Below are 19446 nucleotides of genomic sequence, written 5' to 3'. Positions count from 1 at the left end.
AAGATAACAATGGAGCAATATTATTACAACCATATGAATAAGGCGCAGCAGGCTGCATATCACAGCATTCTTAGCGGTGTGAAAAACCTGGCGGATGAATTTCAGATTCCGGCATTAGAGGGAGAAGAACTTTATAATGTATTTTTCCAGATGCGTCTGGATCATCCGGAGATATTTTGGGTGAGCAGTTATAAATACCGGTATTATAAAGACTCTCCGAATCTGATTTTTATTCCGGAGTATCTTTTTGATAAAAAGAAGATTTGCGAACATCAAAAGGCTATGACTGCCAGAGTTGAGAAGCTGATTCGCCCGGCTCAGAAGCTGTCTGAGTGGGAGAAAGAGAAGTATGTGCATGATTTTATCTGTGAAAATATCCGCTATGACAAACTGAAAAAATCATATTCCCATGAAATTATCGGACCGCTTGGACAAGGCGTTGGTGTATGTGAGGGAATCGCAAAAGCAGTAAAGGTTTTGTTAGATGCACTGGGAGTCTGGTGTGTGATTGCAATCTGTGGAAATAATCCTGAGAAGGGGATTAAGTATCGTCACACATGGAATATCGTAAAAATAGGAGGGACATATTATCATCTGGATGCGACCTTTGATAATACCCTGGGGAAAGATCGTGAGACTTCTGAAATCCGCTATGATTATTTCAATCTGGATGATTCACAGATTTTCAGGGATCATGAGCCTCTTATTGCGCCGGCGCCTCACTGCGGTGATCATGAGCACTTTTACTATAAGGAGAAGAAGCTTTCTTTTACTAAGAAAGAGGATGTGTATAAACGTTCTTTGCAGGCGGCGAAGAAAGGCAGGATACTTATTTTTCACTGGAGAGGTGGTTATCTGACAAAGGAAGTACTGAAGGAATTGCTGGAGCTTATCCGGAAAGCAGGAGATGAGAAAGACAAAACAGCAATGGTCAGCATAAACTGGCCGCAGGCAGTTATTCGTGTTCAGTATACGGATATGCAGGTACAGGAGAGTGTGACAATAGAGGAAGCGAATGAAGGGGAAAAGGAGTAAGATAGTTGGTTTTTTTGTGATAAAATAAAGAAAAAACGGGAAGGTATCAAAAATTATGAAAAAGGATTCAAGAATGACAGAAGGAAGTATCTCCGGAAAAATCATCCTTTTTGCCATTCCACTGTTTCTCGGAAATCTGTTTCAGCAGTTGTATAATACAGCAGATTCCCTGATCGTAGGCAATTTTCTTGGAAGTAATGCGTTGGCTGCAGTCAGTTCTTCCGGAAATCTGATTTTTTTGATGGTGGGATTTATCAATGGAATTGCCATGGGAGCCGGAGTTGTTGTTGCCAGATATTATGGGGCAAAAATAAAGGACTGTCTGCAGAAAGCAATCCATACAACCGTAGCGTTTGGACTTGTGGCTGGTGTAGTGTTGACGGTTATGGGAATGTTTCTGGCTCCCAAAATTCTGGTACTGATGGGAACACCTGCTGATGTGCTGCCGGAGTCCATCGTGTATTTCCGAACATATTTTGCAGGATCCATAGGGGTTGTTATGTACAATATTTTTGTTGGAATCCTGCAGTCTGTCGGAGATAGTCATCACCCCCTGATTTATCTGATCATCTCTTCATGCATCAATGTTGTACTGGATATTTTTTTTATTGCAGGTCTTGGTATGGGTGTTGGTTCAGCTGCACTGGCAACAGCTATTTCTCAGTTTGTCAGCGCCATTCTTTGTATGATCCACCTGATGCGTGTGGAAGAAGAATATCGGTTAGAGTTGAGAATGATCCGTTTTGACAGACATATGCTAAAACAGATTATTCAGAATGGCGTGCCGTCCGGGTTCCAGAATTCAGTGATCGCTATTGCAAATGTTTTTGTGCAGTCAAATATCAATGCATTTGGGAAAATGGCAATGGCAGGCTGTGGTTCCTATTCAAAGGTAGAGGGATTTGCTTTTTTGCCGGTAACATGTTTTACAATGGCCCTGACAACTTTTGTCAGCCAGAATCTTGGTGCCAGACAGTATGAACGTGCGAAAAAAGGTGCAAGATTTGGAGTTATTTGTTCGGTGATCATTGCAGAATTGATCGGTATTATCATATATGCGGCGGCACCGGTACTGATCGCTGCTTTTAACAGAGATCCAAGTGTAATACATTATGGTGTGATGCAGGCGAGAATAATTGCGTTGTTTTATTGTCTGCTGGCATTTTCGCATTGTATCGCAGCAGTACTACGTGGATCCGGTCATGCGGCAGTCCCCATGATAGTCATGCTTTGTGACTGGTGTCTGTTTCGTGTGAGCTATATCACGGTAGCAGTCCGCCTTATCTCAGATATCCGGGTGATATTCTGGGCATATCCCCTGACCTGGAGCATCAGCTCTGTGATTTTCCTGTATCTGTTTTTGAGGGGAAAATGGGTATACGGATTTGAGAAAGAGAAATAGATAGAATCGGAAACAGCAGCTATATACAAGGCTGCTGTTTTTGAGTATAATAGTAGAAATAAGCAGTGCAAATTGAGGAAGGATCATTCAAATGATAGTTAACAAGTGTTCGGAAAATTTACTTAAAAAATCAAAAAAATTATATGAGAATTACAGGGATAATTGTACAGTGGTCCAGAGAATGCTGGAAAAATATAAAAAGATATATCCCAATATTTCTGATTATTCTATTATGCATTTTATAGATATTGCAGAATTTTGTGATTTAATCATGGATAGACAGAAGTTGGAAGATTTGAATGAAGATGAGTGCTACTGCCTTTTGATGGCGGCTCTGTTTGCTCATACCGGATTTGGTTTAAATCAGGAAATTATGAATAAATATATAAACAAGCTGGGAATCCAAAAGCAGATTCAATCGCTTACATTCTTGCAGATCATGAGCAAATATCATGCTTTGTTCAGTGTGTGTCTGATAGAAGAATATGGAGATATATTTGAATTTCCGTCAGAGATACATAAACATGCCATAATCAGTATGTTGCGTTTTATGGGAGAAAATAGTGATGATATAAATCAACTGGAAGAAATTTTGGTATTAGACAATAAAAATACTGTCAGATTGAAGGATCTGGCAGCAGTTCTTGTGGTTGGAAATCAGCTTGCAGAATTGAAAAATATAAATCCTGATCTGGATTATGAGGATTTTGATAAATATAATTCTGAAGAGATTGTTGGATTTGTTGAAAGAAATGTCGTAAGAAGCATTTCCGTTAAAGGTGGTAAACTTGTGATAGAAGCAGGTGGATCAGATTCAGCATATGCACTGATTGAAAGAAAAGTCAATATAATTATCAATAATTTTAATAAGATTCTCAGAAGTCTCACTCATGAGTCGGGTGACAATACCAGTCTTTTTTGCATTGATTCGATAGAGCTCAAGTGTGTTCTGTCTGCTGAAAATTCAGAGAAGATCTATCTTAATAAAGAAATTGAAGAATCATGGACAGAAGAGGATATTGAACTTTTTCATAAACTTTCTTTTGAAGAAAGAGTATTTTATGCGGATTATCTGTCTACAGAGTTTGAGATCACCAAATTTCTTATGGACTTTGCAAAAATAAATAAAGCAGTACTTGCGGGATTAGAGTATAGAGTAAAATCACCGAAATCCTTATATAATAAGCTCTATCAGAGAGTAGAGAAATCTTTTTTAGATTCAATAGCGGATGTTATTCGTTATACAGTGATACTGGAGCCGAAAAATTATGTTGAACAGATACGCTCTGTGACAGATGCTTTGCATGAGAAAAACTGGAAGATCTATTCGTTGAAAAATTATTGGGTCAATGACAGCTTTCCATATAATGGTGTAAATGCCAAGTTTAAAAACTCACGCAACTATCGTATTGAAATCCAGTTCCATACTCAGGAAAGCTTTGATGTGAAAATGAGTGAGGAAGATCATAAACTGTATGAACAAAGAAGAGTTTTAGAACCGGGCTGTGATGAATATAACAGAATATTACAGTTACAGCTGAAATTATATTCAGATATGGAATATCCTGAAAATATTGCAGATTTAGAAAAAATTTAACTGAATCAAGTAAGTCCTCTGCTTCAATTGCAAATATCCGTCTGACCCTACAGCATCAAATGTTACAGCAGGAGGTACCGGATAATTCCGGGTCATTTGATGCATGACGATTAAAACCTGACAACAGCAGATTGTTGTTCTCCATATTAGTATATGTTCTGTATAGAAGCCTGTGAATGGTTGTAAGAGAGAAGATTTATGAAAATAGTGAAAAATAAACAATCCAACAGCTATACTCTTGAAGATAATGTGGGATTATGTTGTATTATGTGAATTTTTGTGAGATTTCAGTAGAAAATAGCTTGTAATTATAATGAAAACAAGATATACTAGTATAAAAGACAGCAGTCGGGAGAACCATTTTCCCGTCTCGTAAGGAGGATAAAATGGCAAAAAACTATGATGGCATGGCAGTTGGGGCATTTGAACTGGATAACCTGGTAGCTTGCTTTGTCGCTCTCGATGCAGCATCCAAGGCTGCAAACGTAACGATTCAAAGCGTCGAACGAAACCGACTGAAAAGCGGAGCATGTGTAAAAATACGCGGCAGTGTTTCTGATGTGAATGCAGCAATGGAAGTGGCCTTAGAGACAGCCAAACCCCTTGGCAAGATTGTTTCTCACACAGTGATCGCATCACCTTCCGCAGATACTGAAGTGGCACTTAAGATGACCATTAACAAATAGAACATGTCAGGAGGAAATGAGAAGATGTCATATGGAGCATTAGGATTAGTAGAGGTTGTGGGAAGCTGTAATGCAGTAGTTGTCCTTGACCAGATGCTGAAAACATCAGATGTGGAATTCCGTACCTGGCATACCAAGTGCGGAGGTCACGCAACTATATTCTTAAGTGGCGATATAGCAGCAGTAAAGGCAGCAGTAGATGCTGTAAAGGGAAACCCGCCCTGTGAAATTATAGCAGCAGCTGTAATCTCAGCACCGTCTGAAGAAACATCAAGACTGGTGATAGAAGAGGAAGAAAAACACCATAAATAATAGCTAAAAGGACTTTCTGTAAATCAGTAAATGAAATGCAGAAAGTCTTTTTGGAATATGTATAAAGATTCTGCAGTAAAGAAGTGTCAGGGTATTGAAAATGATGTGAAGGTAGTATTAAATCAAGAAGGCAGGTATTTCGGAAGATGGATTATAAGAGTGTAAAAATATCAGAAGATGCAAAAATTGCAAGGCAGTCAGTGGTTATTGGAGATGTAACTATCGGGCGTGACAGTTGTGTTCTTCATTATGCTGTGATACGTGGCGATGATGCTCCGATCGTGATCGGTGAGGAATCTAATGTTCAGGAAAACTGTACGATTCATGTAAGCCGTAATATGCCGGTACATATTGGGAATAATGTGACAGTTGGACATAATGCAGTGCTTCATGGATGTATGATCGGTGACCGTACATTGATCGGAATGGGAGCGGTTGTTCTTGATGGTGCCATAATAGGTAAGGATTGTATCATAGGAGCAGGAAGTCTTGTGACAAAGAATACAGTGATACCGGACGGTTCTCTGGTGATGGGAAGTCCTGCAAAGATTAAACGAAACCTTACATGGGAAGAAAAGCTGGGAAATCTTGAAAACAGTAAAGAGTATGTTTCTGTGTCTGCCGAAATGCAGAAGCAGGGTGTATTGTAAAAATCAGACAATAAAAATATCCCCGGAACTTTATGTAAAAACAGTGGAGTTCCGGGGATATTTATGTATATCAGACAGTAATCTTAAACCAGTCTTTTTCTTCAAAATCTACTACTGTGCAGTCATTTGCATAAGTGCATTCCGGAAGAATGATCATGGCATGGAGTACTTCATTGTTTAAAGGAAGAGGACATAAATGCCAGATAGCAGCATTGATCTTCACCATAGTTCCTTTTGGAACTATGAATGCTCTGGTAAGTTCCGGAACAGGTGCGCCTGCAGAAGCCGGTGCTACATGTATGATCATGTCATCATCCAGTGCAACAATTCCTTCCCAGGTAGTTGTGTGATATTCAGCAGCTTTAACGATGCGTTCATCTTTATGTACTGCAATAGGTGAAAAACCAATGGATCCCATACAGGTACCGGAAATACGGTCTGGATAAAATTTATGTATTTCACCCTGTAATGGATAGCCTTCTGGCTCTGTCATGCTGAAAAATGTACCAAATGGTGCAAAATCTGCAGCATTAATTTTTGTTGCTTTTAGTTCTCTCATGGTATAATACCCCCTTATATAGTATTTTATGAAAAGTTTTGATTATTTTTTTTGTGTGACCGGTGGAAGATCACAGTGATAAGCGATACCCAGTGGGGTTACCAGCAGAGGATGTACCGGACGATAAACAGGTAGCCCAAGCTTTTTTTCAAATACGCTTGTGAAATCTTCAAAACTTGCGGAACCGCCTACAACATATACAGCGGGTACCTGGTAGCCTGTGAGAAATCTCTGAGTGATCGTGGCCATTTTTTCTACAGTTGCTTTGATTACAGGGAAAATTTCAGCTTCTTTTGAACGATCTGTTTTTAAAATTTCAGCTTCTTCGTATGGGATGTTATAGTGCCCTGCTACAGTCATGGTCATGTGACTGCCACCGGTAGCTTCATCGTCTGTGTAGATTACTTTGCCGTCTTTGAGAATGCTGATTCCTGTAGTGCCTCCACCTACATCCACTACAGCGCCGTCTGAAATCTTAAGTACAGCAGCTGCAGCGGTGGGTTCGTCTACGATATTGGAAACCTCAAAACCTGCACCCTCCAGCACATATTGAATACTTTTTGAACTTCCTTCGGAAACTCCGGGTGGGATTGCAGCTGCAGCGTAAGGAAGCTCAGTTTTCAGTTTTTCTTCAAGTTCAGCCTTCAGCCGTGTAACAAGCTGAACAGATTCATAATAATTGACGATCACGCCGTCTCTGATAGCCTGGGAGGGAGCGGATATGCCGGCAATCGGACGGTTGGTAGTGTCTACAACTGCCAGAACTGTATTAGCTGTACCCAAATCCACACCTACTTTCAGACGGCCTTTGAATTTTTTGCATTCACCGGTTTGAACAAGATCGGCGAAATTTGATAAAGTTCTGTTTTTCAATTCCATATCTGTATACTCCTGATATTTTATTTTATAGATGAAATCGTTTGACATTGTTACTGCTCATTCCGTTCTCAGCAACATGTTTTTCGATTTTTGCTGTTTCAGAAAAAACAACAAAAAATTGCAAACAGATATTATATATTATAGAATAATCAGTATGGAAAAGCAACAAAATATGCCGTTAGGTTATGAAAAGAATAGAAAAATTATTGGTAAATATCAAAGTTTTCATTAAATATTTTTTCATTGTGTGATAAAATATTTAATGAACTTAAATACTTCTTGAATTCTTAAATAAAGAAAGGATGCTATACAGGAATCCGCATAGTGGCTATGTTTTTGGGAATCTTTCTGGCAGTGTTGGCATATTGGTCAAAAACAGTGGAAATCCTGATAGCACCTGTAATTGCGGTGGTCAAATCTACACCTGTGGCGTCTTTTATCATTTTGTGCCTGATATGGATACCTTCCAGAAATCTGTCAGTTTTTATTTCTTTTCTTATGGTCCTGCCTGTGATATATACAAATATCCTTGAGGGAATACAGCAGACTGACAGTAAGATACTGGAAATGGCAAAAGTATTTCAGGTGAATCCCGGAAGAAAGATCAGATATATTTATGTATCGCAGGTACTGCCTTATTTTCTATCTGCATGCAGGCTTTCACTTGGGATGTGCTGGAAAGCAGGAGTGGCAGCAGAGGTTATCGGAGTACCCTCAGGTTCTATTGGTGAGAAACTGTATAATGCAAAAATATATCTGAATACTCCTGATCTTTTTGCATGGACGATTGTGATTATTGTGATAAGTTTTGTATTTGAAATTTGTGTTGCGTTTTTCCAGAAGGGAAAACCACTTGTATAAGAGGAAGATCCGGATGTGGAAAAACTACACTGATACGGCTTCTTTTGGGGCTGGATATTCCGGATAAGGGAAAAATAGAAGGGATAAGTGACAGGAAGATCAGTGCAGTATTTCAGGAAGATCGCCTGTGCGAAAATCTGAGTGCTGCTTCCAATATAAGAAAACAATATCAGACAGAGAACTGGAGGAGGCATATAAAGCAGTTGCGCTTACTGAGGTATGGCAGAAACCGGTTCGTGAATTAAGCGGAGGAATGCGCAGAAGAGTGTCTATCCTGAGGGCATTGCTGGCTGATTCAGACTGTGTGATTATGGATGAACCTCTCAGAGGTCTTGATGAAAAAACCAGAACAAAAACAATTGATTATATTTTAAAAAAGACCGAGGGAAAGACATTGATCTTTGTTACCCATGAAGAACAGGAAGCAGTTTGGCTAAAGGCCGACAAAACATTAAAATTTATGAAGGATCATCTGATAAAATAATCCGGAAGGTGATGGGATAAAATAATGCAGACTTATACATATGTTTCAAAGGGAAAATTTGAATTAATGGAAAAACCAAAACCAGTACTTATGCATGAACGAGATGCAGTTGTAAAAGTAACGCTTGCAAGTATCTGTTCAAGTGATCTGCACATTAAACACGGAAGTGTTCCCCGTGCAGTTCCTGGTATAACTGTGGGACATGAGATGGTAGGTATTGTTGAATCAGTTGGAAGTGCTGTAACTCATGTAAAACCGGGGGATCGTGTGACTGTAAATGTAGAAACCTTTTGTGGTGAATGTTTTTTCTGTAAAAAAGGTTATGTAAATAACTGTACAGATGAGAATGGCGGATGGGCTCTTGGCTGTCGTATAGATGGTGGTCAGGCAGAATATGTAAGAGTTCCGTTTGCTGACCAGGGACTGAACAAAATTCCGGAAGGAGTTACTGACAGACAGGCTTTGCTGGTAGGAGATGTTCTTGCCACTGGCTATTGGGCTGCACGTATTTCTGAGATCACAGAGGAGGATACTGTGCTGATCATTGGAGCTGGTCCTACAGGGATTTGCACTTTGCTAAGTGTTATGCTGAAGAATCCAAAGTGTATTATTATGTGTGAAAAAGATGAAAACAGAATTCATTTTATTAATGAACATTATCCGGAGGTTCTTACTGTCTCGCCGGAGGAATGCTTTGATTTTGTCCAGGACCATAGTGATCACGGTGGAGCTGATGTAGTTCTTGAGGTTGCGGGAGCGGAATCTACATTTCGTCTGGCATGGGAATGTGCAAGACCAAATGCAACTGTGACAGTGGTTGCACTTTATGATAAGGCTCAGGTACTGCCACTTCCGGATATGTATGGAAAAAATCTCACATTCAAAACAGGTGGAGTGGATGGATGTGATTGTGAGGAAACCCTGAAACTGATCGCAGAAGGTAAGATTAATACAGAACCACTTATCACACATACCTATCCGCTTAGCAGAATCGAAGAAGCATATGAACTTTTTGAAAATAAGAGAGATGGTGTGATCAAAGTAGCGGTAGAGTGTTAGAGCGTGTTTCGAAAACGATGTACTAGCAGGATCGCTGTAGATGAAATGAGCAGGTCTGTGAAAAAAAATATCTGGAGCAGTTTCTTTTTTGATGTATCGGCTGAAAATAGTGCTGTGGCAGATACCTGCCTGAGCCAAATCTCATTTTTTAACCGAATCAAGTAAGTCCCCTGCTTCAATTGCGAAAAGCAATAAGCAGTGGGTGGGGACTTACTTGTATCAGGAGGAGTGCAAGCTCCTTCTGATAAACTGCGAAGCAGTTATTCGGTTATGAGCAAGTAGCGAAGCGGATTGCGAATATCCGCTTGACTGTATAAAAATACAGGAAAATGACAAAAATTGATAAAATATGTAAATTTTTAGTTATATTTTAAGCATTCTATGGTACACTAGAGTGTGTCTGAAAAATGCTTTTCGCAAAATCTACCGCAAAGTGGGGCGTGCAGATTGTGAGAATGATTTTTCAAACATACTCTAGTATAGTATATCAAAAATGGGAGGAAAACTCGAAAATGAGCAAAAAAGAAGGAAAAGGATTAAAGTCTTTCAACAAGGGATTTCAAGTGCCTGACACTTACATTATTATCTTTTTAGTAGTTGTTGTCGCAGCACTTCTGACTTTCCTTGTACCAAAGGGATTTTACGAAACACAGGATATTTCGTACATGATCAATGGTGTTGAGAAAACCCGTACAGTAATCAAAGACGGAAGTTTCCAGTATCTGACAGACGATGCAGGAAATGTAGTAACAGAGGGAGTAGCACTCTTTAGTGGAGATGGTGGAACAGGATTCTTCAACTATATGTATAACGGAATCGTAAGTAGTTCTGCAATCGAGATTATCGCATTCCTTATGGTAGTAGGTGGTGCATTCGGTATCATGATCCGTACAGGTGCGATTGAATCCGGATTGATTGGATTGATCCGTAAGGCAAAGGGAGCAGAAAAACTGCTGATTCCGATACTTTTCGTACTGTTTTCTCTTGGTGGAGCAGTTTTTGGAATGGGAGAAGAAGCACTTCCGTTTACTATGATTCTTTGTCCGTTGTTTGTAGCAGTTGGATATGATTCAGTTATCGCAGTTCTTGTTACTTATGTTGCAACACAGATTGGTTTCGGTTCATCCTGGATGAATCCATTCTCTGTAGGTATTGCACAGGGTATTGCAGGTATTGATGTATTCTCCGGAGCAGGATTCCGTATGGTAATGTGGGTAGTATTTACAGTTCTTGGCTGTGGAATGACTATGTTCTATGCGTCAAAGATCAAAAAGACTCCGACAATTTCAATCGCATATAAGACTGATTCATATTTCCGTGAGCAGAATGAAAAAACAGGAATTGACGAAGGACATTCATTTGGTCTTGGACATATTTTAGTTCTTCTGACATTGGCTGCTACAGTAGTATGGGTAATTTGGGGAGTTATGACTCAAGGATACTACATGCCAGAGATTGCTACACAGTTCTTCATTATGGGAATTGTTTCCGGTGTGATCGGAGTTATCTTTAAACTGAACGATATGAAACTGAATGATATCGCAACATCATTTAAAGATGGAGCAAAAGACCTGATTGGTGCTGCACTTGTTGTTGCTATGGCACAGGGTATCATGCAGGTTCTTGGTGGATCTGATCCGACAACACCTACAGTTATTAATACAATTATGTATAATATTTCAAATGCACTGTCTGGAGTTTCCGGAGCAGTTGCAGCAGTACTTATGTATCTGTTCCAGTCTGTATTCAACTTCTTCGTTGTATCCGGAACAGGACAGGCTGCAATCACAATGCCGATCATGGCTCCACTGTCAGACCTGTTAGGCGTTTCACGTCAGACAGCTGTAGTTGCATTCCAGCTTGGTGATGCATTTACAAACCTGATTGTTCCTACATCCGGATGTCTGATCGGATCTCTTGCAATTGCAAAGATTGAGTGGTCTAACTGGATTAAATTCATGTGGAAATTCCTTGGCGTATTAATGATTGGTGCAATCATTACAATTCTTATTGCAGTTGGAATTGGATTCTAAAACATACATTTGATAATTGAGAGTGATTTATGATGAAATTAATTCAGAATATTGATGTCTATGCCCCACAGCATCTGGGGAAAAAAGATGTACTTACAATCAATGATAAGATTGTCAAGATTAAAGATGCAGGTTCTATATCTGCAGAGGGATTTCTTTCTGAGGCAGAAATGATCAATGGAGAGGGTTTACTTTTAACTCCGGGATTCATTGACAGTCATGTTCATGTACTCGGAGGCGGTGGCGAAGGTGGATTCGCCAATCGTACTCCGGAAGCAACTATGGAAGGACTTACGAAGTTTGGAGTAACAACAGTTGTTGGCTGCCTTGGAACAGATGGAATCGGTCGTGATATGTGTGCACTGGTTGCAAAGACAAAAGGATTGAATGAGCAGGGAATGTCTGCATACTGTTATACAGGCAGTTATCAGATTCCGGTTCACACGTTGACTGACAGTATTGTAAAAGATATTATGATGATTCAGGAAATCGTTGGAACCGGAGAAATCGCGATCTCTGATCATCGTTCTTCACAGCCGACTTTTGAGGAATTTGCACGTGTTGTTGCGGATACAAGACTTGGTGGTGTTCTTTCCGGGAAAGCTGGTATTGTAAATGTTCATCTTGGCGACAGTCCAAGATGCTTAGATCTTATTGAACGAGTGGTAGATGAGACAGAGATACCGGCTTCTCAAATACTGCCAACACATATCAATCGAAATGAGATGCTTTTTGGCAAGGCGATTGAGTATGCGCTGAAAGGCGGAGCAGTAGACTTTACAGGAAATGAAGATATTGATTATTGGGAAACTATCTGTGATGAGGTACGTGTATGTAATGGTATCAAACGGATGTTAGATGCAGGAGTAAATCCTGACCGCATGACAATTTCTTCTGATGGACAGGGAAGCCTTCCGATGTACAGTAGTGATGGCGAATTCCTTGGAATGGGTGTTGGACAGTCCAGCTGCCTTCTGAAGGAAGTAAAGGAATGTGTATTTAAAACAGAAATTCCTTTAGAAATAGCTATTTCTACAATTACATCTAATCCGGCAGATATTCTTCGCCTCAAAGGAAAAGGTAAGGTTGAAGAAGGCTATGATGCGGATCTTTGTATTCTTGACCAGGAACTTCATCTTGTTGAAGTAATTGCAAAAGGGAATACAGTTTATACAAAATAAAGTATATTGATGTTAGAAGCATCAGTCATTCAGTTGGCTGGTGCTTTTTGCATGCGAGGATAGCTTGTAATGAAACGGATTTACAAGCTGACAAATGATGGTATAATTAATTCTATTGTTGAGCTGATAGAAAGGGCATAGGTATGAGAAAAGCAATCGTATATGCATCGGTACATCATGGAAATACAGAAAAAATAGTAAAGAGCATAGCAGAAGAGTGTCAGGTCGATTTGATTGATGCAGTAAAACAGTCAGATGCAGATCTGAGTAGTTATGATATGATCGGGTTTGCGTCAGGAATCTATTTTTCAAAGTTTCATCAGTCGATATTGAAATTTGCGGAAAAGAATTTACCAGATGACAAAAAGGTCTTCTTGATCTGTACTTATGGTGGAAGTGCGAATTATAAATCCATAGAGCAGATTTTGGATAAAAAACATGCCAGTGTAGATGGTAAATTCGGATGTAAAGGATACGATACATTTGGGCCGTTCAAACTGGTTGGAGGTATTGCAAAAGGACATCCGGATGATAAAGATATCCAAAATGCAGTGGAGTTTGTAAAAGACTTAAAAAAGTATAAAGAAGAAATAGAAATATTGGGTAGGAATGTGAAATAATGCAGACAGATTACAATACTTATGAAAGCCTTCGTGCAATACTTGAGAAAGAAACACCAATTCTTATTGCGCAGATTCGTGCGTTGTACAGAGAGTTAGATAAGAAATTTCATCTTCAGGGAGCAAAAGTGCCAATAACTTTTGGCTTTGATACGGACTCCTTGGGGTCTTATAATCAAAAAGGACACGGACAGAAAGAACATTTTCATTTTTCTCTGTTTTTTATAGGATATGCTGTAAATAATCCACTCAGCAAAGAAGACAGAATGGATCTCTACAAACACGAATACGCACATTATATGCGATACAATATGCCTATTCCTAAACAGTATCAGTGGCAGCCTGGAATTCACGGAAGTGCATGGAAATACTGCTGCTCATTGGTAGGTGCGGCACCAACGCCCTATTACAAAGCGGGTGAGGCGCTGATGAATCACAATTATGAAAAAACTCTGATGAATCCGATTCATGACAAAACAGTCACCATACGGGATCAACACCGAAGAGAACAGGAATACAGAAGAACGCAGAATGTGATTATAAAATATGAAAAAGGGGAAAGCGTCGATCATCCGAAATTTGGCGAAGGAATTATAGAAAAAATAGAGCAACGATCTTGCTCTGTGAGTCTTCATATTCGCTTTGGAGAAGAACTGAAAGTGATAGATCAGAAATGGCTTCTTCAGACAAAATACAAAAAAAGAAAATCTGAAAGCCCGTGATCAGATATCCTGGTTAGAGCAATAAACAGTATCTATATTAAGAAGCAGTATTTCCTATATCGGCAAAAACACAACAATTCAGGTCGAATATTATTGATATTTTTGCCGATGATGTGATCGAAACAGCAAATCACTTCCGCTGCATGGATACCGCCCTTCCGGAAGAAGTTGCCGATAAAATGAAGGCCTTGCTGACGGAATACAACGCCAAAGAAGAAAGATAAAGAAAAAGCAGATCAGGTTGCAGATGAAATTATAAAAAATACATACAAAACACTCACGACAAGAGGTATGAAGGGATGTTATGTATATTGTACGGATGCCGCCTTGGTTCAATATTTTAAGAAACTGTTAAAATAAAAATGATAAAGGGGTAAAAGTTCATGAAGGAAAAAACAATAGAGTGTATTCGCAAATTTACAGAAGACCGGGATCGGGATCAATTTCATAGTCCGGTAGTCAGAGCATTTGGGGACTACGGTAATACTACGAATGAGGGAATGCAAATGAGCCGATGTAGAAGTGCAGATTTTAACGGTAGTAGTAATCGTTAAATTGTAAGGGCTATCGTTATATAGTGTGCAATCGTTGAATAGTCTAGCAGTATCGTGTAAAATGAATATCTAGTTAGATATGGACATATAATATTAAAGCAGCCGCAAGCTGTGATTTGAACTATATTTGACCTTGACAGGCGGCACATTTGAATGTATACTTTAAGTACAGTAAGAGATTACTGCAAATGTTTGTTGCTACTCGATATGCAACTCAAATAAGGTCGAGTTCAAATGTTTGTCGCTACTCGATATGCGACTTAGAAAAGGTCGAGTTCAAATGTTTTGAGGTTCTGTTCGAGAGGACGGAGCCTCTTTTTGACGATAGGAGAAGAAATGGAAATAGGACATTTTTATTATATTGATGATCAATACTTTAAGGATTTTCCAGATTCTTATTTGATGCAGAATAAGGAAAAGGTAAATGGACAGTTACATGATAGACCATGCTTTTATGCATTCCAGGATAGTAATACGCAGCTGTTTTGGATGATACCATTTTCATCACAGACTTCCAAATTTAAAGGAATCTATAATAAGAAAATGAAAAAGTATCATAGGTGCGATACAATTGTTTTTGGAGAAGTGCTTGGTCATGAGAAGGCATTTTTGATTCAAAATATGTGCCCGATTACAGAAAAATATATGAAAAATGAGTATCTGGACTCTGTTGCCAATATACCAGTTCGTGTTGATGGTAGATTAGAAAAGGAGTTAAAGGATAAAGCAGGAAAAGTTTTAGCATTGCAGAGAAAGGGAGCAAAGTTGATTTTTCCAGATGTCCTTAGTATAGAACAGGAATTATTAAAATACTGAAATGATGAAGAAGCGTGCAGACCTGCTTGGACAGATGCGAAATTTCCTTGATGAACACGAGGACAAGCAGGGAAAACTGACCGTTGATGATGCAATCACCTATTCTAATATGGAAGCGGAATTTGATGGATTGACCGATGTTATTTCTCGTGCGCAGAGGGAGGCAGAGCTGTCTAAGCCGATTAATTCTCCACTTACAGGGAAACCATATATCGCAGGTTCAGCTCCGGAACAGAAGAAAGGACGCGCTTCTGACGAATACAGACAGGCCATGCTTACAGCAATGCGTACCAATTTCCGTCAGGTTTCTAATCTCCTGCAGGAGGGGGTAGATGCGGATGGAGGTTACCTTGTTCCAGAAGAATATGATCGCAGATTAATTGATGTGCTGGAAGAAGAAAACATCATGCGTGGACTCGCTACTGTAATCACTACTTCCGGGGAACATAAGATTAATATTGCTGCTTCCAAGCCTGCTGCTGTATGACAATGCGTTCAATCTGGAAAGCTATATTATTACACAATTCGGCAAGGCGCTGGCAAATGAAGAAGAGGATGCGTTTCTGAATGGAAATGGAGTAGGAAAACCAACAAGTCTTTTTGACACAACGCATGGTGGACAGCTCTTGAATACTCTGACCGCAGGGATTAAGTCGGATGATGTGCTTGATCTGGTTTATGGTCTGAAGCGTCCATATCGTAAAAATGCTTCCTTTATTATGAACGATGGAACATTAGCACAGCTTCGAAAACTGAAAGACAACAATGGTGCTTATATTTGGCAGCCGTCTTATCAGGTAGGGGAACCGGATCGTGTGCTTGGCTATGAAGTGCATACTTCTGCGTATGCTCCGAAGGATGCCATTTCTTTTGGTGACTACAAATACTACAATATCGGTGATCGTGGTTCCAGATCCTTCAAACAGTTAAATGAGCTGTTTACCGGAAATGGTATGATCGGTTATGTAGCAAAGGAACGTGTGGATGGAAAACTGCTCCTGCCAGAAGCTGTTCAGATTATGAAACTGAAGGGAACAGAATGACCTGAAAGTTCTCCTTTCTCATAAGTCATGACTCCTAAGCCATCTTCCTATACCTAAAAAACTAAACCCTGTTTACTCTAGGCAAACAGAAAAAAATCAGTATAATGAAGGTAGGGGAAGGGAGGCTTTTATATGCAATTCAAATATCAGGATTTAGGAGAAGGAATCATTAAACTGTTAAAGCAAAGAAAACAGAATGGCGAAAATATCATGGTTATTAGAGCAACAGAAGTGAAAAGACTTCTGGATGTGCAGAAGATATGTGGGCCATGCCGGAATGGAAGGTATGCAGTGATCTGTCAGGCTATGAAATATGCGTCAGACCGAATTCCAGCAAAACAGATTGATGGAAATTATGAAAGTTCCAATTATACATTAGAATATCAATTGAATTTATTTTAAGAAGAGTCAGACTTGTGTGGGAAAATGCGCAGGTCTGATTTTCTTTTGGGGGTGATTGCAGTGTTTTTGACACTTGAAGAAATGAAAAATTATCTCCGGGTAGACCATGAGGAGGACGATGGCCTGCTTGCCGATTTTCTGAAAGCATCGGAAAAACTGTGTATGGATATCGCCCGGATGGAAGATCGGCAGGAGTTTGAGCAAAGTCCGAATGCCAAGATCGTTGTGCAGTACGCAGTTGCTTATCAGTATGAACACAGGGAAGAAGCAGACCACCATGCGCTTACACTGACTCTACGGGCTTTACTTTTTGGGGAGAGAAAGCCGGGATTCTAAGATGGATGTCTCACTTTTAAATGTAAGATTACCTTTCAGGAAGTAGTGGTGGAGTCTGATGAGATTGGTAACCGGACAAATAAATGGAAAGACTACTATACCTGCCATGCAACTGTGAGTGGGGAGAACGGATCGGAGCAGAATACAGCCGGACAGATGGTGGAGGATGGAAAAGTAGATTTTACTATCCGCTATTGTAAAAAGGCAGCAAAGATAGATTCGACCGGATTCAGGGTTTCTTTTCAGGGGGAGTTTTATAACATTTTAAGTGTAGATCATATGAATTACAAAAAGAAATGTTTGAAATATAGATGCCAAAAAAAGAGGAGATAGTAGTGAGTGAAAATGTGCGGATAGATCAGCTTGCGGAAGCTGTGATGAAAGGGCTGACAGAGTATACGGACCTTGCAACAGATGATATGAAAAAAGCTGTAAAGTCGGTGGGAAGAACTGTTCGAAAAGAAATAGAAGCTAATGCACCGGCAGAAGAAGTAGGAGTGAAACAGTTGGAAAAGGAGATTGAGAGGAGCCTGCATAATGGATAAGATTCTTGCTGTGTTGCGGGAAACAGGAATTTCTTTTGCATATGACCACTTTGCAGAAGGAGAAGCGGTAGAGCCACCGTTCATCTGCTATCTATTTCCGGGGAGTAACAACTTTGCAGCAGATGGAAAGGTTTACCACAAAATTGGAAGAGTAAATATTGAATTGTATACAGATAAGAAAGATTTAAAAGCAGAACAAAAAGTGAAGGATGCTTTAGATGCAGCTTCCATTTTTTATGCAAAATCCGAGGTTTGGATTGACAGTGAAAAACTATATGAAGTTCTTTATGAGATGGAGGTTTAGGAATAACTTTAGCAGAGAGTTAAAAATTATCATGTTATAGTATCGACAAATGAAGGATTTTTGCGTATAATATCACGAAATAGAAAGTCTATTGTGATTAAAAATTCAAGAAAGGTTGTCGTAAAACATGGAAAGAAATAATAATGGATTCACACTTGTAGAATTGGTAGTTGTGATTTCTATTCTTGGTGTATTGATTGCAATTTTAGCTCCATGGTATACATCGAAAATACACAAGGCGAAAGTAGCAACGGATTGGGCGAATGTGAAATCTTATTATAATGAGATACAAACAGATTATATGTTTACAGATAAGCACAATCCCAAAGTTCCCATTGATTGGCATACAAATCCATATTATGATTGGAAGGTGCTTACTTCATTAAGTGGGGAAAAAGTACCGATGAAAACAGGAATGTGTGCTGTGAGTTTTGAAGAAAGTAACGGCTATTCCATAACATATCAGTGTAATGCAAGACATTCACAATGCGAGTTTGAGGTGGGAGTACAGAAATCTGATTCATAATAAAAAAGAGATTGATTGTGAAAAGTCATATGGTAAATAGTATTTTAAGATATATACGGTTGTAAATGATCATTTGTTAGTTTGAAAATTTTATAATGTTACATAGAACATCTGTCAGAAATGGCAGGTGTTTTTCATTTGTTTGGAGCTCAAGAGGCTCCTTTTTTGTATCCGTTTTTAAGGAGCTTCCGATATGGTGCTGAATCCAAATGTCAGCGTAGAGCAGATGAATGAAGGCTATACAGGAACAGCGAATGCGGAGGGAAGCTCCGAGCTGATTGCTGCGATTACTTCTGCAATGCAGAACGTAAAGGGAGACAGCGGTGATCTTGTGATTCCGGTTTATCTGGGAGGTACCCTGCTGGATGAAGTGATCATTTCGGCACAGCAGCGGGCAAATCTAAGAAGTGGAGGAAGATAGAATGGCATTTATACAGTATCTGATTTTTAATGAGGAGCTGCTTCCTTTTCCAGATTCCTATGAAATCACTCTTTCCGATGTGGAAGCGGATTCCAGCGGAGAAACAGAGGCCGGAACCACACAGAGAGATGTGATAAGGACCGGAGTGGCAGAAATTTCGGTCTCTCCCAAGTGGGTAAAGCGTCTGACCGTTTATTCGAAGCTGCCAAAGATCGCGGTGAGGTATTGGAATTAAAAGAGCAGAAATGTATATCAGCAATTATAAAGTAAAGTTGAAAAAAGACACTTCTTATAAGGGACTTTGGATAGTTAGCTTTACTCTGAATGTGTATACCCATATGGGATTGGATGATGCAGAGAAGGAATTGCAAAATGCAAGAAAAAAATGGGAATTTCGGATAAAGACGATAAGCCTTTGA

24 protein-coding genes and 5 pseudogenes are annotated in these 19446 nt (G+C 39.5%); 27 read left to right on the top strand and 2 right to left on the bottom strand.

Going from position 1 to position 19446, the window contains the following annotated elements; genetic code table 11:
• Positions 1 to 9: 9 nt before the first annotated feature.
• The 6 genes from WKT11_RS12080 (at position 10) to WKT11_RS12055 (ending at position 5682) form a co-directional block, all read left to right on the top strand.
• Positions 10 to 1035 carry a transglutaminase domain-containing protein gene (locus WKT11_RS12080; RefSeq protein ID WP_117844262.1) on the top strand — a complete coding sequence of 342 codons (1026 nt, stop codon included), beginning with the start codon at positions 10 to 12 and terminating at the stop codon, positions 1033 to 1035.
• 55 nt (positions 1036 to 1090) lie between these two features.
• The gene (locus WKT11_RS12075) at positions 1091 to 2437 is read left to right on the top strand and encodes an MATE family efflux transporter (RefSeq protein WP_118419908.1); all 1347 of its coding nucleotides are present in this window, start codon (positions 1091 to 1093) and stop codon (positions 2435 to 2437) included.
• 91 nt (positions 2438 to 2528) lie between these two features.
• Complete coding sequence (locus WKT11_RS12070) at positions 2529 to 4034, top strand: HD domain-containing protein (RefSeq protein WP_445291943.1); 1506 nt, start codon at positions 2529 to 2531, stop codon at positions 4032 to 4034.
• A gap of 386 nt (positions 4035 to 4420) precedes the next feature.
• On the top strand, positions 4421 to 4720 hold the full coding sequence (locus WKT11_RS12065; RefSeq protein WP_008703970.1) for a BMC domain-containing protein: 300 nt from the start codon (positions 4421 to 4423) through the stop codon (positions 4718 to 4720).
• Between the two features lie 24 nt (positions 4721 to 4744).
• Complete coding sequence (locus tag WKT11_RS12060) at positions 4745 to 5032, top strand: BMC domain-containing protein (protein WP_340284505.1); 288 nt, start codon at positions 4745 to 4747, stop codon at positions 5030 to 5032.
• A 146-nt stretch (positions 5033 to 5178) separates the two neighbouring features.
• Positions 5179 to 5682: a gamma carbonic anhydrase family protein gene (locus WKT11_RS12055; protein ID WP_118137507.1), complete on the top strand. Its 504-nt coding sequence runs from the start codon at positions 5179 to 5181 to the stop codon at positions 5680 to 5682.
• A gap of 70 nt (positions 5683 to 5752) precedes the next feature.
• On the opposite strand, the gene WKT11_RS12050 is transcribed toward WKT11_RS12055, so the two are convergent.
• A complete protein-coding gene (locus tag WKT11_RS12050) occupies positions 5753 to 6241 on the bottom strand; it encodes an ureidoglycolate lyase (RefSeq protein ID WP_055052434.1) in 489 nt (162 codons plus the stop codon).
• Positions 6242 to 6283: 42 nt separating this feature from the next.
• Positions 6284 to 7120, bottom strand: a complete 837-nt coding sequence (gene eutJ / locus WKT11_RS12045) for an ethanolamine utilization protein EutJ (protein WP_118137527.1) — start codon at positions 7118 to 7120, stop codon at positions 6284 to 6286.
• Between the two features lie 321 nt (positions 7121 to 7441).
• On the opposite strand from eutJ, the pseudogene WKT11_RS12040 reads away from it, so the two are divergent.
• From WKT11_RS12040 to WKT11_RS11960, 21 genes and pseudogenes are all read left to right on the top strand, one after another.
• Positions 7442 to 7981 (top strand): annotated as a pseudogene (locus tag WKT11_RS12040) (ABC transporter permease); the annotation flags it as partial.
• Entirely contained in the window at positions 7942 to 8226 is a 285-nt protein-coding gene (locus WKT11_RS20040; RefSeq protein WP_118137505.1) for an ATP-binding cassette domain-containing protein, read from the top strand. The pseudogene WKT11_RS12040 and the gene WKT11_RS20040, both read left to right, overlap by 40 nt.
• Positions 8109 to 8465 carry an ATP-binding cassette domain-containing protein gene (locus tag WKT11_RS12035; RefSeq protein ID WP_182364483.1) on the top strand — a complete coding sequence of 119 codons (357 nt, stop codon included), beginning with the start codon at positions 8109 to 8111 and terminating at the stop codon, positions 8463 to 8465. The genes WKT11_RS20040 and WKT11_RS12035 overlap by 118 nt, the downstream gene beginning before the upstream one ends.
• A 24-nt stretch (positions 8466 to 8489) precedes the next feature.
• Positions 8490 to 9524 carry an alcohol dehydrogenase gene (locus WKT11_RS12030; RefSeq protein ID WP_117675474.1) on the top strand — a complete coding sequence of 345 codons (1035 nt, stop codon included), beginning with the start codon at positions 8490 to 8492 and terminating at the stop codon, positions 9522 to 9524.
• Positions 9525 to 9931: 407 nt separating this feature from the next.
• Positions 9932 to 10006, top strand: a pseudogene (locus tag WKT11_RS20035) (DUF6783 domain-containing protein); the annotation flags it as partial.
• Positions 10007 to 10036: 30 nt separating this feature from the next.
• A complete protein-coding gene (gene yfcC / locus WKT11_RS12025; RefSeq protein ID WP_117675472.1) occupies positions 10037 to 11557 on the top strand; it encodes a putative basic amino acid antiporter YfcC in 1521 nt (506 codons plus the stop codon).
• Positions 11558 to 11589: 32 nt separating this feature from the next.
• Complete coding sequence (gene iadA / locus WKT11_RS12020; RefSeq protein WP_118137525.1) at positions 11590 to 12738, top strand: beta-aspartyl-peptidase; 1149 nt, start codon at positions 11590 to 11592, stop codon at positions 12736 to 12738.
• A 143-nt stretch (positions 12739 to 12881) separates the two neighbouring features.
• Positions 12882 to 13358, top strand: coding sequence for a flavodoxin family protein (locus WKT11_RS12015; protein ID WP_118137501.1), 477 nt, complete (start codon positions 12882 to 12884; stop codon positions 13356 to 13358).
• Positions 13358 to 14080, top strand: coding sequence for a hypothetical protein (locus WKT11_RS12010; RefSeq protein WP_117844266.1), 723 nt, complete (start codon positions 13358 to 13360; stop codon positions 14078 to 14080). Before WKT11_RS12015 ends, WKT11_RS12010 begins: the two co-directional genes overlap by 1 nt.
• A 107-nt stretch (positions 14081 to 14187) precedes the next feature.
• Positions 14188 to 14301 (top strand): annotated as a pseudogene (locus WKT11_RS20030) (cell filamentation protein Fic); the annotation flags it as partial.
• Positions 14302 to 14332: 31 nt separating this feature from the next.
• Positions 14333 to 14440, top strand: a complete 108-nt coding sequence (locus tag WKT11_RS20025) for a DNA/RNA helicase domain-containing protein (protein WP_445291944.1) — start codon at positions 14333 to 14335, stop codon at positions 14438 to 14440.
• 530 nt (positions 14441 to 14970) lie between these two features.
• A complete protein-coding gene (gene cptIN / locus WKT11_RS12005) occupies positions 14971 to 15450 on the top strand; it encodes a type III toxin-antitoxin system CptIN family toxin (protein ID WP_118137499.1) in 480 nt (159 codons plus the stop codon).
• 1 nt (position 15451) lies between these two features.
• Positions 15452 to 16493: pseudogene (locus WKT11_RS12000) on the top strand (phage major capsid protein).
• A gap of 132 nt (positions 16494 to 16625) precedes the next feature.
• The gene (locus tag WKT11_RS11995; RefSeq protein ID WP_118137497.1) at positions 16626 to 16895 is read left to right on the top strand and encodes a hypothetical protein; all 270 of its coding nucleotides are present in this window, start codon (positions 16626 to 16628) and stop codon (positions 16893 to 16895) included.
• A gap of 60 nt (positions 16896 to 16955) precedes the next feature.
• Positions 16956 to 17231 (top strand): head-tail connector protein, encoded by a 276-nt coding sequence (locus WKT11_RS11990; RefSeq protein WP_117844304.1) that lies wholly within the window; start codon positions 16956 to 16958, stop codon positions 17229 to 17231.
• A gap of 48 nt (positions 17232 to 17279) precedes the next feature.
• Complete coding sequence (locus tag WKT11_RS11985) at positions 17280 to 17564, top strand: phage head closure protein (protein WP_243009861.1); 285 nt, start codon at positions 17280 to 17282, stop codon at positions 17562 to 17564.
• A gap of 2 nt (positions 17565 to 17566) precedes the next feature.
• On the top strand, positions 17567 to 17776 hold the full coding sequence (locus tag WKT11_RS11980; RefSeq protein ID WP_118137495.1) for an HK97 gp10 family phage protein: 210 nt from the start codon (positions 17567 to 17569) through the stop codon (positions 17774 to 17776).
• Positions 17769 to 18080, top strand: a complete 312-nt coding sequence (locus WKT11_RS11975) for a hypothetical protein (RefSeq protein ID WP_117844270.1) — start codon at positions 17769 to 17771, stop codon at positions 18078 to 18080. Before WKT11_RS11980 ends, WKT11_RS11975 begins: the two co-directional genes overlap by 8 nt.
• Before the next feature lie 127 nt (positions 18081 to 18207).
• Positions 18208 to 18606 carry a type II secretion system protein gene (locus tag WKT11_RS11970; protein WP_117844271.1) on the top strand — a complete coding sequence of 133 codons (399 nt, stop codon included), beginning with the start codon at positions 18208 to 18210 and terminating at the stop codon, positions 18604 to 18606.
• 193 nt (positions 18607 to 18799) lie between these two features.
• Positions 18800 to 19027 (top strand): hypothetical protein, encoded by a 228-nt coding sequence (locus tag WKT11_RS11965; RefSeq protein WP_117844272.1) that lies wholly within the window; start codon positions 18800 to 18802, stop codon positions 19025 to 19027.
• Position 19028: 1 nt separating this feature from the next.
• Positions 19029 to 19359 (top strand): annotated as a pseudogene (locus tag WKT11_RS11960) (hypothetical protein); the annotation flags it as partial.
• Positions 19360 to 19446: the final 87 nt, after the last annotated feature.

The organism is Blautia sp. HCN-1074 (assembly GCF_037890165.1).
In the GTDB taxonomy this organism is placed as follows: Bacteria; Bacillota; Clostridia; order Lachnospirales; family Lachnospiraceae; genus Blautia_A.
Note: the sequence above shows the minus strand (reverse complement) of the source record. Positions and strands in the feature narration are given on the sequence as shown.

Excerpts from the sequence above, each read along its gene's own strand:
- WKT11_RS12055 (WP_118137507.1), top strand. The coding sequence starts at position 5,179 with ATGGATTATAAGAGTGTAAAAATATCAGAAGATGCAAAAATTGCAAGG.
- WKT11_RS12030 (WP_117675474.1), top strand. The coding sequence starts at position 8,490 with ATGCAGACTTATACATATGTTTCAAAGGGAAAATTTGAATTAATGGAA.
- WKT11_RS12065 (WP_008703970.1), top strand. The coding sequence starts at position 4,421 with ATGGCAAAAAACTATGATGGCATGGCAGTTGGGGCATTTGAACTGGAT.
- eutJ (WP_118137527.1), bottom strand. The coding sequence starts at position 7,120 with ATGGAATTGAAAAACAGAACTTTATCAAATTTCGCCGATCTTGTTCAA.
- WKT11_RS12070 (WP_445291943.1), top strand. The coding sequence starts at position 2,529 with ATGATAGTTAACAAGTGTTCGGAAAATTTACTTAAAAAATCAAAAAAA.
- WKT11_RS12080 (WP_117844262.1), top strand. The coding sequence starts at position 10 with ATGGAGCAATATTATTACAACCATATGAATAAGGCGCAGCAGGCTGCA.
- WKT11_RS11995 (WP_118137497.1), top strand. The coding sequence starts at position 16,626 with ATGCAATTCAAATATCAGGATTTAGGAGAAGGAATCATTAAACTGTTA.
- WKT11_RS12015 (WP_118137501.1), top strand. The coding sequence starts at position 12,882 with ATGAGAAAAGCAATCGTATATGCATCGGTACATCATGGAAATACAGAA.
- WKT11_RS12060 (WP_340284505.1), top strand. The coding sequence starts at position 4,745 with ATGTCATATGGAGCATTAGGATTAGTAGAGGTTGTGGGAAGCTGTAAT.
- WKT11_RS11965 (WP_117844272.1), top strand. The coding sequence starts at position 18,800 with ATGGTGCTGAATCCAAATGTCAGCGTAGAGCAGATGAATGAAGGCTAT.
- WKT11_RS12050 (WP_055052434.1), bottom strand. The coding sequence starts at position 6,241 with ATGAGAGAACTAAAAGCAACAAAAATTAATGCTGCAGATTTTGCACCA.
- WKT11_RS11970 (WP_117844271.1), top strand. The coding sequence starts at position 18,208 with ATGGAAAGAAATAATAATGGATTCACACTTGTAGAATTGGTAGTTGTG.
- iadA (WP_118137525.1), top strand. The coding sequence starts at position 11,590 with ATGAAATTAATTCAGAATATTGATGTCTATGCCCCACAGCATCTGGGG.
- WKT11_RS12075 (WP_118419908.1), top strand. The coding sequence starts at position 1,091 with ATGAAAAAGGATTCAAGAATGACAGAAGGAAGTATCTCCGGAAAAATC.
- WKT11_RS12010 (WP_117844266.1), top strand. The coding sequence starts at position 13,358 with ATGCAGACAGATTACAATACTTATGAAAGCCTTCGTGCAATACTTGAG.
- WKT11_RS11975 (WP_117844270.1), top strand. The coding sequence starts at position 17,769 with ATGGATAAGATTCTTGCTGTGTTGCGGGAAACAGGAATTTCTTTTGCA.
- cptIN (WP_118137499.1), top strand. The coding sequence starts at position 14,971 with ATGGAAATAGGACATTTTTATTATATTGATGATCAATACTTTAAGGAT.
- yfcC (WP_117675472.1), top strand. The coding sequence starts at position 10,037 with ATGAGCAAAAAAGAAGGAAAAGGATTAAAGTCTTTCAACAAGGGATTT.